Annotated in this window: 18 protein-coding genes and 2 pseudogenes; 5 read left to right on the top strand and 15 right to left on the bottom strand. The window is 25.9% G+C overall.

What is annotated here, in order from left to right:
• Positions 1-30: 30 nt before the first annotated feature.
• The 15 genes and pseudogenes from AAHM76_RS05025 to AAHM76_RS05095 form a co-directional block, all read right to left on the bottom strand.
• Positions 31-1,143, bottom strand: a pseudogene (locus AAHM76_RS05025) (IS3 family transposase).
• Between the two features lie 207 nt (positions 1,144-1,350).
• Positions 1,351-1,878: a hypothetical protein gene (locus AAHM76_RS05030; RefSeq protein ID WP_342255581.1), complete on the bottom strand. Its 528-nt coding sequence runs from the start codon at positions 1,876-1,878 to the stop codon at positions 1,351-1,353.
• Positions 1,879-2,223: 345 nt separating this feature from the next.
• Positions 2,224-2,886, bottom strand: a complete 663-nt coding sequence (deoC, locus tag AAHM76_RS05035) for a deoxyribose-phosphate aldolase (RefSeq protein WP_342255582.1) — start codon at positions 2,884-2,886, stop codon at positions 2,224-2,226.
• Between the two features lie 16 nt (positions 2,887-2,902).
• Positions 2,903-3,415, bottom strand: coding sequence for a Gfo/Idh/MocA family protein (locus AAHM76_RS05040; RefSeq protein ID WP_342255583.1), 513 nt, complete (start codon positions 3,413-3,415; stop codon positions 2,903-2,905).
• A gap of 32 nt (positions 3,416-3,447) precedes the next feature.
• Positions 3,448-3,768: a Gfo/Idh/MocA family protein gene (locus tag AAHM76_RS05045; protein WP_342256842.1), complete on the bottom strand. Its 321-nt coding sequence runs from the start codon at positions 3,766-3,768 to the stop codon at positions 3,448-3,450.
• 156 nt (positions 3,769-3,924) lie between these two features.
• A complete protein-coding gene (locus AAHM76_RS05050) occupies positions 3,925-4,581 on the bottom strand; it encodes a hypothetical protein (protein WP_342255584.1) in 657 nt (218 codons plus the stop codon).
• A 45-nt stretch (positions 4,582-4,626) separates the two neighbouring features.
• Positions 4,627-5,196, bottom strand: a complete 570-nt coding sequence (locus AAHM76_RS05055; protein ID WP_342255585.1) for a hypothetical protein — start codon at positions 5,194-5,196, stop codon at positions 4,627-4,629.
• An 86-nt stretch (positions 5,197-5,282) separates the two neighbouring features.
• Positions 5,283-5,471, bottom strand: a complete 189-nt coding sequence (locus tag AAHM76_RS05060) for a 16S rRNA (uracil(1498)-N(3))-methyltransferase (RefSeq protein WP_342255586.1) — start codon at positions 5,469-5,471, stop codon at positions 5,283-5,285.
• Positions 5,472-5,730: 259 nt separating this feature from the next.
• Complete coding sequence (locus AAHM76_RS05065) at positions 5,731-6,291, bottom strand: transposase (protein ID WP_342255587.1); 561 nt, start codon at positions 6,289-6,291, stop codon at positions 5,731-5,733.
• A gap of 6 nt (positions 6,292-6,297) precedes the next feature.
• Entirely contained in the window at positions 6,298-6,690 is a 393-nt protein-coding gene (locus tag AAHM76_RS05070; protein WP_342255588.1) for an IS1/IS1595 family N-terminal zinc-binding domain-containing protein, read from the bottom strand.
• 68 nt (positions 6,691-6,758) lie between these two features.
• Positions 6,759-7,082, bottom strand: coding sequence for an RsmE family RNA methyltransferase (locus tag AAHM76_RS05075; RefSeq protein WP_342255589.1), 324 nt, complete (start codon positions 7,080-7,082; stop codon positions 6,759-6,761).
• Complete coding sequence (coaE, locus tag AAHM76_RS05080; RefSeq protein ID WP_342255590.1) at positions 7,082-7,657, bottom strand: dephospho-CoA kinase; 576 nt, start codon at positions 7,655-7,657, stop codon at positions 7,082-7,084. Before coaE (AAHM76_RS05080) ends, AAHM76_RS05075 begins: the two co-directional genes overlap by 1 nt.
• 37 nt (positions 7,658-7,694) lie before the next feature.
• Positions 7,695-7,934 (bottom strand): hypothetical protein, encoded by a 240-nt coding sequence (locus AAHM76_RS05085; protein WP_342255591.1) that lies wholly within the window; start codon positions 7,932-7,934, stop codon positions 7,695-7,697.
• A gap of 76 nt (positions 7,935-8,010) precedes the next feature.
• Positions 8,011-9,122, bottom strand: a protein-coding gene (locus tag AAHM76_RS05090) for an IS3 family transposase (protein WP_342255592.1) whose coding sequence is annotated in 2 segments (ribosomal slippage) — positions 8,011-8,879 and positions 8,879-9,122 — 1,113 coding nt in all. Because the reading frame shifts where the segments join, the coding sequence is not laid out codon by codon here.
• A gap of 197 nt (positions 9,123-9,319) precedes the next feature.
• Positions 9,320-9,718, bottom strand: a complete 399-nt coding sequence (locus AAHM76_RS05095) for a hypothetical protein (RefSeq protein ID WP_342255593.1) — start codon at positions 9,716-9,718, stop codon at positions 9,320-9,322.
• A gap of 225 nt (positions 9,719-9,943) precedes the next feature.
• On the opposite strand from AAHM76_RS05095, the gene AAHM76_RS05100 reads away from it, so the two are divergent.
• From AAHM76_RS05100 to AAHM76_RS05120, 5 genes and pseudogenes are all read left to right on the top strand, one after another.
• Entirely contained in the window at positions 9,944-10,549 is a 606-nt protein-coding gene (locus AAHM76_RS05100; RefSeq protein ID WP_342255594.1) for an IS1/IS1595 family N-terminal zinc-binding domain-containing protein, read from the top strand.
• A 159-nt stretch (positions 10,550-10,708) separates the two neighbouring features.
• A pseudogene (locus tag AAHM76_RS05105) lies at positions 10,709-11,773 on the top strand (IS3 family transposase).
• Positions 11,774-11,849: 76 nt separating this feature from the next.
• On the top strand, positions 11,850-12,089 hold the full coding sequence (locus AAHM76_RS05110) for a hypothetical protein (RefSeq protein WP_342255591.1): 240 nt from the start codon (positions 11,850-11,852) through the stop codon (positions 12,087-12,089).
• A gap of 37 nt (positions 12,090-12,126) precedes the next feature.
• Positions 12,127-12,702, top strand: a complete 576-nt coding sequence (coaE, locus tag AAHM76_RS05115) for a dephospho-CoA kinase (protein ID WP_342255590.1) — start codon at positions 12,127-12,129, stop codon at positions 12,700-12,702.
• Entirely contained in the window at positions 12,702-13,025 is a 324-nt protein-coding gene (locus tag AAHM76_RS05120; RefSeq protein WP_342255589.1) for an RsmE family RNA methyltransferase, read from the top strand. Before coaE (AAHM76_RS05115) ends, AAHM76_RS05120 begins: the two co-directional genes overlap by 1 nt.
• Positions 13,026-13,077 lie beyond the last annotated feature (52 nt).

A 13,077-nucleotide genomic window follows, 5' to 3' on the forward strand; every position in this document is an offset into this window, starting at 1 on the left:
ATGGAATGGCAACACTTTTTAGGACACTTTTTATATAGACATTTGTTTTCTAAAAGTAACTGGAGATAAATAATTTAAACTGCCATGAATTCGAATATTGTTATATCAATGCACAAAATCAAAAAGTTCGTATTTTAATTGTGTTAAATTTTTAAATTTTTTACCCTTAATAAATTCAGTTTTAAAAGTTTTGTAAGTTGTTTCAGCCACAGTATTATCATAAGGGCAGCCTTTATTGCTTAATGATCTTTTAATATTAAAAGTTATTAAAATTTCATCAATAATTTTATTTTTAAACTCATTACCACGATCAGTATGAAATAGAGTTATTTGATTTAATGGTCGTGTTATTTTATGAAAAGCTTGTTGTACCAGTTCGGCTGTTTTATTCGGCCCAGCACTATAACCAATTATTTCACGATTAAACAAGTCAATTAATAAACAAATATAATGTCATTTAGCGCCAACTTGAACATATGTTAAATCACTAACAATAACTTCATTAGGTTTTTTGTTGTTAAATTGACGATTTAAAATATTATTAATTTGGTCATTATTGACTGTTGTTTTATGATTATGATATTTTAATTTGGTGTATTTAGAAACCAAATTATTTTTGATCATAAAGAATCTGATTTTTCGCCGCGATAAGATGATATCTTTTCTGTTTAAAATAACTTTAATTTTGCGAGCCCCATAAATTTTGCGACTTTTATTAAAGGCACTGATAATTTCTTGTTCATAATTATTAACTTGCTTGTTAATACATTTATTAGTTTGATAATAATACGTTGATTTTGATAAACCCAAAATCTTACATATTTTTCTTACTGAATATTTTGTTTTGTTGTTATTAATTATTGTTATTTTTTGGCCATTATCAGTGCGGCTTGCTTTAAAATTTCATTTTCCATTTTCAAGTCTTTAAGTTCTTTTCGTAAAGTTATTATTTCATTTTCTTCTAGTGTGCGATTGTCTTTTGCTTTAAATGAACCAGAATTATTATAATTTTTAACTCAACTATAAATAGTTGGTTTTGGTAAATTATATTCTTGCCCTAGATTAATAATACTTTTACCATTTTTATGATAGCATGACAATTTGTTTTTTAAATTCTTCATAGTATGAAGTTTTATTTCCCATTTTTATATTCCTTCTTTCTTAATAATTTTATCTAATTTTGAAGTCTATATAATTATGGTCCTAATAATTGCAGCCTATCCAGAATATAAGATTATATGGAGCAGCTTAATATCCTCTTTAGACACCAAGCAAATCCCTCTGCTAACTTATTGTATTTTTTTACATAATATTCATTTTTGATGAAAACCTCTTACTTGTTAATAGGTTTTATTTTTTAAATTCTACTTCTAAACAATATATTTTTGTTTGTTGTGATTGTAACTTATTAATTAATGGTTTTTGGTCAAGCGGAATTGTTTGATAATTAATGTCATCTTGATGGCCATCTCATGGTTCAACACAAATATATTTTGCATCATTTTGGCATTTTCAAATTAATACATTTGGATAACCTTTTGTCGTTAAACTAATTTCTCGAGTTGAATCAACAATTAAAACTTTGTTTGTTGTTTGTTTTAGTAACGCATAACATTGGCTAGTTGTAAAATCATATTGATTTATTAAAAACTGGGAATTTGTTTCTGTCTTCATTTTTGAACTTAAAAAAGCGCCATCAGGAATATGTGTAATTATTTGTGGATTAACAAAAATAATTTTACCAGTATGCTCATCACGAATAAATGCTGGATGTCAACCAAAATTATATGGCAATGGCTTTTGGTCAAGATTAGTAATCTTAACTTTATTAATTAATTTATTTGCTTCTAATTGATATGTTACTTCCAATTCAAACAAAAATGGATACTGATGATAAAATTATTTTGTTGCTGTATATTCAACCACTAATGTATCTGCTGTATAAGTAAGAACTTTTCAAGCAGTAATTGCACGAAAAAATCCGTGCCCCATTATCATATAAATTTTATCTGCTAATTGATATTCATTATTAATTAACTTTCCTGTGATTGGAAAATAAATTGGTCACGATTTTTTTCATGTACTATCTTGTTGATAAATATATTCTTTGCCAGTTTTTTTAATGAAATTAATTCAAATGGATGAGAACTAAGAGTTGCTTCTAAATTTTTGTTTTTTAAAAAATACATTATTTTTTATTTTCCATTTGCTGCTTTATGCCAACTAATAACCTGTTCGATGTGGTTTATTTTCCATAATATTAACTCCACCACTTGTTCCAATTCGCGTTGCTCCTGCTGCAATCATTGCTAAAGCATCAGCTTTAGTAAGAACTCCACCAGCCGCCTTAACTTGCATACGTTCTCCAACTGTTTTTTTCATTAGTTTAACATTGGCAATAGTTGCACCTGCTTTACTAAAACCTGTTGAAGTTTTAACAAAATAAAGACCTGCTTTTTCTGCTAACTGACACGCTTTAATAATTTCTGTATCAGATAATAAGCATGTTTCTAAAATTACTTTTACAATATGTTGCCCAGCTGCTTTTTTACATGCTGCCATATCGGCACGAACTAAATCATAATTATTTGATTTAAATTGACTAATATTCATTACCATATCAATTTCTGTTGCTCCATCGGCTAATGCCGTTGAAATTTCTGTCACTTTTGTTATGGTAGCATTCGCACCCAATGGAAAACCCACCGCAACACAAACATTAACTGTACTATCTTGTAATAAATTATGCGCTAATTGAACATAAGTTGGATTAATACAAACGGATGCAAAATCATATTCTTTTGCTTCAGCACATAATTTTTTAATCTCTATTATAGTTGCATCTGGTTTCAATAAAGTATGATCAATATATTTATTTAATTTCATTTAATAATTCTCCATGTTATTCTTCATTAATTTGAACTGCTTCTAAAACACGAATCGCCGCAATTGAGTAATCTAATAACCGCTTCATTTCCGAATAGTTCTCACTATTTATTATATTAATAAAATACTGTAATTCATAGTACATTTTAATTTTATTATTATGTTCTGATCCTAATGGTAAAACTGTTGTTTGATTTGTGAGACGATTATATTTTGTAATTGCTTCTAATTTTGTTAGATTAGTAACATTAATTGTAGTATCATAACTTAAAATTTCACTAGGACTAATGCCTGTCGATGCTTTTGAACAAACAATACTAGTTAAAATATTATTACTATGTTGTAAAAGAACAGCATTATTAATATCAACACCATTCTTTAACTTATGACTCATTGCTTTAACATCTTTGACTGGTCTAAATAAAGAAACTGGTAATTCAACGGGATAAATTAACACATCATATAAAGAACCTTTTCCTAAAGTCTCATCAAAAACAGAATTATATTGGTCTAATAAAACTTCTTTCATTCGACTTGAATACTGGTTGCAATGAAAACAATCTAAAAAAGATTTAATTTTATTAACATTTGTTTGCAAAATTTGATAATCTGGCAAATGTAAGGGTTTAAAAGCTTCCATCAAAAAAAATTATTAATTTCTGCTATTTGTTTTAATTCAATTAATTCATGTGCAAAAAAAGTTGCCGGTTTTTCAACTAAAACATGCTTTTGTTGTTGCAAAAAATACTTTGCTTGTTGATAATGCAAACCATTTGGTGAAGCAATATAAATAATATCAATATAATCTAACATATCTTCAAAATTATCTACAATATGGACTAATAAATTATTTTTTGAAGCAAAAAATTTAGCTTTTTCTAAACTACGTTAATAAAGGGAAGTAATTTTAACTCCTTGTACATCAAGACAAGCATCAATAAATTCACTAACAATATTGCCTGTACCAATGGTTCTAATTTTTAACATAAAAGCACCTCACTATGTACCTTTCATTTTTGTTAAGTGTTGGTAAATTAGTTATTTCATATCAACATTAAAAATAATTTCACTTGTTTGGAAAAAGTTACTTTGGCCGCTTATAACTGAAACTATATAACGTTTTTGGTCTTCATGATATGTTCCTTGTAAACCAAGACCATTCAAATTATTTTGTTTAAAGGATGGGCCACCTAATGCCTTAGTAGCAGCAGTGTCTAATTCACTTGGATCTTTAACCTTTAATTCTGGTGATGCTAATGATAATCAATTTTTTAAATCTGGTCGAAGATCAACATAAGATTTTGTTTCTAAATTTCCTCACATTACTGAACCTTTTACTGATTTTCCATCTGGTTTTGCTTCCATTTTTATATAAACTTGATTAAAAGTAAATTCATCATTTAAAAATTTAACCGTAATATTAACTTCATCTCAAGGCAAATATACTGGGGATAAATTTTGAATTCCTTTTGTAATTGCTGAAGTTAAATTAATTTCATCATTAACAATTGCATTATCTTTTTTTAAACTAAATTTTTTGCCAATTTTATTATAAGAAAATGAATTCAAGTCTAATTTGTATCCAATAATATTATTATTGTTTCCACCATTTCTTGGGGGCACACATGCAGCAACATTTGATTCAATAGTAGTCCCAATCATTATTGCGCCTAATAAACTTAATATTTTTTTCATTTTTTTGTTTCCTCCGTTATTAATTACTCTTTTTTTAATTATAAACTAATTATTATTTTTTTCATCATCAAAGAAAGGATTTTCGCTCTTTTTTACTCGTTGCTCATTTGTTAAAACAGCATTATTTTTTTCCTGTTCTTTTGCTCATTGTTCTGAATCTTGTCAATTTTTTTTAACAATAAAAATTCGTTTTTCAACACGAACAATTGATTCTAAGATTGAACAAGCAATTGTACCAACAAAGACTGTTGGGAATCATACATATCAAAAAATACAAATTTGGGCCGGATTTAAAACCTTTGTATTAGCTAAAATTAAAAAAAATAAACTAATCGCAAAAATAAAATATTGACCAATATAAAAAATCTGCATAAAAATAATATGTTTGCGTAATAATTGAAATGGTGTCTTTTTTAACTCATGAATACGAACTAAATGATAAATAATAAAAATAATAATAGCAAAACCAATTAAAACATAGCCAATTTTGTAGCCTGTTACTGCTGCAATATCTAATTTTTGTAATCCTAAAATTAGAAAAATTAGTACTAAAGCTGTATATAATATTATATTTGCAACACTAACTAGTGCTTTAATCGATACTACTTTTGTCATCTTTGCCTTCTCCTATAATTCTTTTTAATACATAATCATTGCTAAAAGCGCAACTGGTGCTGTTTCAGCCCGTAAAATTCGTTGTCCTAATAAAAAACGGGGCAATATTGATATGAAGATAAAACCGCAATTTCATGTGGAGTAAATCCACCTTCAGGGCCAATTACAACTGTAATTGTTTTAAAATTTTGTTGTAAAAACTGTTTTATTGATAATGTTTCTGCAACTTTTTCATAGCAAACAAGATTAACATCACTTCGATATTGTTGTAACACTTTTAAATCACTTTCAACATCATGTACCAACGGCACTTTATTACGATAAGATTGTTATGCTGCTTCCTTACAAATTTTTGTTCAACGTTCAATCTTTTTAAAATTATTTTCACCTTTTAATTGTACCACACAACGACTAAACTGAAAGGGAATGATTTTTTTAATTTTGTAGAAAACTCTTGATGAAATAAAAAAAATCATCAATATGATAACTTTAAAAGAAAATTATATAAACTTTTAATATTGTTATTTAACTTTTTTATACGTTAAAATATAATACCGATGATTGTTGGTTTGGCGTTAAACCTTTATGCTGGTATTTTCATTTTCAGAGATTTAAATAATTTTGAATGTTCGTGAAACCTAAGCCATGATAATGAATTAAGGATTCTTTAAGATTTGATTGTAATTTACTAATTTTATTTAACTTCCGATAACTAGCATCAGGATTTGTACTAGTTTTAGTTGCTAATAAAATAGAATTTGTTTGTTTTGCTACTAATAAATATAATGGTTGCATGTCAGAAATAATAATTGAATTTTCTTTGATTAATTGTTTATTAATATTTTCAATAATTCACTGTTTTTGTAATCGTTTTGTGTTGGTTGATTTAACATAAATATTATTATTGCTATCAACAGCCATTTGAATACAACATTTAGTGTTGGCTGAAAATGAATCAAGATGAATTTTTCTTTTATCAAATTTATCTTTAAAATTACCTTTGTGGATTTCTTTAATAAATGTTTCATCGATTTGAATTTGGCCATTTAACGTTTTAAATTTTAATTGGGTGTTTTCTAATTGTTTTGATTTCATTATTTTTTAGCGATTATATCAAGCGGTTTTCGGCGATGTTTTAATAAAGCGAGAAATCATTTTACTAGATTGCCCTAATAATGAAATTTGAATCAATAAATTTCACTGTTCATAATTTAAATGACTTCAATACGTAAAATTATCACGAAAATCATCAAAACTAGCACGACATTTTTTGCATAAATATTTTTGTTTTCCTTCAGGATTATGACCATTTTTAACACAATAAAAAGATTGACAATTAGGACATTTAATACCTTTATCCCTAAATTTTTGATCAATTTCATTTAAGCGTTTTTGTTTTTTAATTAATTCTGCTTCTTTTTTGACTTTTTCATGAAATTCTAAAAATTGATCATCTGTTAAACTATTTATTAATTCTTCAATTATTTTTTCCATTAATTATTCACCTCTTATATTAAAAATATACCTAATTTTAGGTATATTTTATAAATATCAAGAGTTTTCTACAAAATTAAAGGAATGATTTCATTAATTCCTAATTCTGTTGCTTTTTGTAATAAATAATCTCATTTTGCATTCCGAATTAGACCTGCAATTAATCGTACTTTAATTGTGCTTTCATGATTTTGCTCTAATTTTTTAATTAATTTAAATAAGTACTTTTGTGGTGCTTGTACTTCTAATGTCGTTAAATAATGTTCACCATTATAAATACAAATAATTTGTGTTTGATCTCTTAAACGCAAAACTTGTTTAATTTTTTTAACATCATCTTTAGCTAAAATAAAGTAATTATCTTCTAATTGATTGGCAACAAAACGGTGCATTATTGATAATCTCCTAATATTTCTTCCATTATTTTATCTAATTTTTGATACAGTTCTGGCAGTGATTTGTTAGCGGTTATTTTATAATCGGGTTTTATCTGTTTAAAAAAAGTTGCTTGAATTTTTAATAACTGTTCTGTTTGTTCTGATGATTGTTGATCACGAGCATTAATTCGCGTAATAATGTTCTTTTTACTAGCAGTAATAAATATTTTTGCCGTAAAAGAAAGCGCTAATGTGCTTAAACCAATTGCTTCAACTAAAAAATTTTGGTTTGGATTATTATTAATAATTGTGATAATTTGTTGATTAACTTTTGGTCATAAATAATTATTCAACTTATTGTTAGCAATAGGATTAGTAAAAATAATTGTTCGTAAACGATCACGGTTAAGAACACCATTAATAACTATTCCCGGAAAAGTTTGCTCTAAAAAAAGCAAAACGGTTGGCTCTTGAATAATTTCTTTTGCAATTTTATCCGCATTTAAATAAGTGAAATGATATTTATTTTGTAAGTATTCACAGACACTTGTTTTTCCTGCTCCAATATAACCATAAACACCAATAATCATTTATGCTTGATTCCTTTCTAATTGCTTGTTACTAAAATTAATTTAAATTTAATAAATTTTCTGCAACAATAACATAAAAAATGGCTTGGGCAACAGGCATTGTTTCCATTGGCGTATAATGAATACCATCATATTCATTTTGATCTTCGGGATGTGGATTTGCTGATAATTGTAAATTAACAACAGGAATATTTAATTTTGCACAATATTTTTGATAAGCATCTGGTAAGGACGTAAACGATTTACCATCATGCAAAGTTAATACTTTTGATAGCATTACAAAAGTTGAGATTTTACAAAAAAATATAAATAAAAACAACTAAATGGAATGTCAACACTTTTTAGGACACTTTTTATATAGACATTTGTTTTCTAAAAGTAACTGGAGATAAATAATTTAAACTGCCATTAATTCGAATATTGTTATATCAATGCACAAAATCAAAAAGTTCGTATTTTAATTGTGTTAAATTTTTAAATTTTTTACCCTTAATAAATTCAGTTTTAAAAGTTTTGTAAGTTGTTTCAGCCACAGCATTATCATAAGGGCGGCCTTTATTGCTTAATGATCTTTTAATATTAAAAGTTATTAAAATTTCATCAATGATTTTATTTTTAAACTCATTACCACGATCAGTATGAAATAGAGTTATTTGATTTAATGGTCGTGTTATTTTATGAAAAGCTTGTTGGACCAGTTCGACTGTTTTATTCGGCCCAGCACTATAACCAATTATTTCACGATTAAACAAGTCAATTAATAAACAAATATAATGTCATTTAGCGCCAACTTGAACATATGTTAAATCACTAACAATAACTTCATTAGGTTTTTTGTTGTTAAATTGACGATTTAAAATATTATTAATTTGGTCATTATTGACTGTTGTTTTATGATTATGATATTTTAATTTGGTGTATTTAGAAACCAAATTATTTTTGATCATAAAGAATCTGATTTTTCGCCGCGATAAGATGATATCTTTTCTGTTTAAAATAACTTTAATTTTGCGAGCCCCATAAATTTTGCGACTTTTATTAAAGGCACTGATAATTTCTTGTTCATAATTATTAACTTGCTTGTTAATACATTTATTAGTTTGATAATAATACGTTGATTTTGATAAACCCAAAATCTTACATATTTTTCTTACTGAATATTTTGTTTTGTTGTTATTAATTATTGTTATTTTTTGGCCATTATCAGTGCGGCTTGCTTTAAAATGTCATTTTCCATTTTCAAGTCTTTAAGTTCTTTTCGTAAAGTTATTATTTCATTTTCTTCTAGTGTGCGATTGTCTTTTGCTTTAAATGAACCAGAATTATTATAATTTTTAACTCAACTATAAATAGTTGGTTTTGGTAAATTATATTCTTGCCCTAGATTAATAACACTTTTACCATTTTTATATAGCATGACAATTTGTTTTTTAAATTCTTCAGAGTATGAAGTTTTATTTCCCATTTTTATATTCCTTCTTTCTTAATAATTTTATCTAATTTTGAAGTCTATATAATTATGGCCCTAATAATTGTAGCCTATCCAAAACAAATTAAATAAATTTACTAAAAACCTAATATTAAGCATTTTTTTGCATTACTTAATTAATAAGTAAATTTAATTTTGTTTGTTATACTTACAAACCTCAACTTTTTTTCTTACTATCATACTTTTAGTGGTCAAACCACTAAAACGTGATAATTAACTTCTTCTTTATTATCTTTATGCAACACTTTCATTTTATTAATCAATCCCCCTAATGAATCAACAATCTTTGTTTCAATTGGATAATCTGGGATTTCTTTTAATTTTGCATAAGCATCATAACCAAAATAATCATTTGTTCCTAAAAAAATCATAAATAAATCAATTGGATGTGTTTTTTGATATAAAACTGATAAATTGTCCATTCTATTATCTTGGGGAAAACCAAAATCAATTAATGGCTTAATAATTGTTCGTCCTGGTTGAGCATCAGTTTGAATTTCAATTTCTCCTGTTTTATAATATTTTGTTAATAAATTTTCTAATTTTACTGGTCAATTATCAGCATCTTCCATTTTGCCAGTTCCCATAGGTAAATAACCAAAAGTTAGTGAATCTCCTAAAATTGCAATTTTCTTTTTTATCCAAACCTTTCTCTCTGTTATACCATTATTTTATCTTACTTCATTATAATTAAGATTTAATTTTTAAAACTTTCCTTTAATTTTGTAGAAAACTCTTGATATTTATAAAATATACCTAAAATTAGGTATATTTTTAATATAAGAGGCGAATAATTAATGGAAAAAATAATTGAAGAATTAATAAATAGTTTAACAGATGATCAATTTTTAGAATTTCATGAAAAAGTCAAAAAAGAAGCAGAATTAATTAAAAAACAAAAACGCTTAAATGAAATTGACCAAAAATTTAGGGATAAAGGTATTAAATGTCCTAATTGTCAATCTTTTTATTGTATTAAAAATGGTCATAATCCTGAAGGAAAACAAAAATATTTATGCAAAAAATGTCGTGCTAGTTTTGATGCTTTTCGTGATCATTTTACGTATTGAAGTCATTTAAATTATGAACAGTGAAATTTATTGATTCAAATTTCATTATTAGGCCAATCTAGTAAAATGATTTCTCGCTTTATTAAAACATCACCGAAAACCGCTTGATATAATCGCCAAAAAATAATGAAATCAAAACAATTAGAAAACACCCAATTAAAATTTAAAACGTTAAATGGCCAAATTCAAATCGATGAAACATTTATTAAAGAAATCCACAAAGGTAATTTTAAAGATAAATTTGATAAAAGAAAAATTCATCTTGATTCATTTTCAGCCAACACTAAATGTTGGAATTACAAGGGTTTTTTGGACAAATTTTATGTAGAATAATAATTTCTGTATTGCACTGGTGTTAAATAATGGATAGGTTACAATTATTAGGACCATAATTATATAGACTTAAAAATTAGATAAAATTATTAAGAAAGAAGGAATATAAAAATGGTAAATAAAACTTAATACTCTGAATAATTTAAAAAACAAATTGTCATGCTATATAAAAATGGTAAAAGTGTTATTAATCTAGGGCAAGAATATAATTTACCAAAACCAACTATTTATAGTTGAGTTAAAAATTATAATAATTCTGGTTCATTTAAAGCAAAAGACAATCGCACACTAGAATAAAATGAAATAATAACTTTACGAAAAGAACTTAAAGACTTGAAAATGGAAAATGACATTTTAAAGCAAGCCGCACTGATAATGGCCAAAAAATAACAATAATTAATAACAACAAAACAAAATATTCAGTAAGAAAAATATGTAAGATTTTGGGTTTATCAAAATCAACGTATTATTATCAAACTAATAAATGTATTAACAAGCAAGTTAATAATTATGAACAAGAAATTATCAGTGCCTTTAATAAAAGTCGCAAAATTTATGGGGCTCGCAAAATTAAAGTTATTTTAAACAGAAAAGATATCATCTTATCGCGGCGAAAAATCAGATTCTTTATGATCAAAAATAATTTAGTTTCTAAATACACTAAATTAAAATATCATAATCATAAAACAACAGTCAATAATGACCAAATTAATAATATTTTAAATCGTCAATTTAACAACAAAAAACCTAATGAAGTTATTGTTAGTGATTTAACATATGTTCAAGTTGGCGCTAAATGACATTATATTTGTTTATTAATTGACTTGTTTAATCGCGAAATAATTGGTTATAGTGGCTGGGCCAAATAAAACAGCCGAACTGGTCCAACAAGCTTTTCATAAAATAACACGACCATTAAATAAAATAACTCTATTTAATACTGATCGTGGTAATGAGTTTAAAAATAAAATCATTGATGAAATTTTAATAACTTTTAATATTAAAAGATCATTAAGCAATAAAGGCTGCCCTTATGATAATGCTGTGGCTGAAACAACTTACAAAACTTTTAAAACTGAATTTATTAAGGGTAAAAAATTTAAAAATTTAACACAATTAAAATACGAACTTTTTGATTTTGTGCATTGATATAACAATATTCGAATTCATGGCAGTTTAAATTATTTATCTCCAGTTACTTTTAGAAAACAAATGTCTATATAAAAAGTGTCCTAAAAAGTGTTGACATTCCATTTAGTTGTTTTTATTTATATTTTTTTGTAAAATCTCAACTTTTGTAATGCTATCAAAAGTATTAACTTTGCATGATGGTAAATCGTTTACGTCCTTACCAGATGCTTATCAAAAATATTGTGCAAAATTAAATATTCCTGTTGTTAATTTACAATTATCAGCAAATCCACATCCCGAAGATCAAAATGAATATGATGGTATTCATTATACGCCAATGGAAACAATGCCTGTTGCCCAAGCCATTTTTTATGTTATTGTTGCAGAAAATTTATTAAATTTAAATTAATTTTAGTAACAAGCAATTAGAAAGGAATCAAGCATAAATGATTATTGGTGTTTATGGTTATATTGGAGCAGGAAAAACAAGTGTCTGTGAATACTTACAAAATAAATATCATTTCACTTATTTAAATGCGGATAAAATTGCAAAAGAAATTATTCAAGAGCCAACCGTTTTGCTTTTTTTAGAGCAAACTTTTCCGGGAATAGTTATTAATGGTGTTCTTAACCGTGATCGTTTACGAACAATTATTTTTACTAATCCTATTGCTAACAATAAGTTGAATAATTATTTATGACCAAAAGTTAATCAACAAATTATCACAATTATTAATAATAATCCAAACCAAAATTTTTTAGTTGAAGCAATTGGTTTAAGCACATTAGCGCTTTCTTTTACGGCAAAAATATTTATTACTGCTAGTAAAAAGAACATTATTACGCGAATTAATGCTCGTGATCAACAATCATCAGAACAAACAGAACAGTTATTAAAAATTCAAGCAACTTTTTTTAAACAGATAAAACCCGATTATAAAATAACCGCTAACAAATCACTGCCAGAACTGTATCAAAAATTAGATAAAATAATGGAAGAAATATTAGGAGATTATCAATAATGCACCGTTTTGTTGCCAATCAATTAGAAGATAATTACTTTATTTTAGCTAAAGATGATGTTAAAAAAATTAAACAAGTTTTGCGTTTAAGAGATCAAACACAAATTATTTGTATTTATAATGGTGAACATTATTTAACGACATTAGAAGTACAAGCACCACAAAAGTACTTATTTAAATTAATTAAAAAATTAGAGCAAAATCATGAAAGCACAATTAAAGTACGATTAATTGCAGGTCTAATTCGGAATGCAAAATGAGATTATTTATTACAAAAAGCAACAGAATTAGGAATTAATGAAATCATTCCTTTAATTTTGTAGAAAACTCTTGATATTTATAAAATATACCTAAAATTAGGTATATTTTTAATAT

The organism is Spiroplasma endosymbiont of Poecilobothrus nobilitatus, from assembly GCF_964030655.1.
Lineage (GTDB): Bacteria > Bacillota_I > Bacilli_A > Mycoplasmatales > Mycoplasmataceae > Spiroplasma.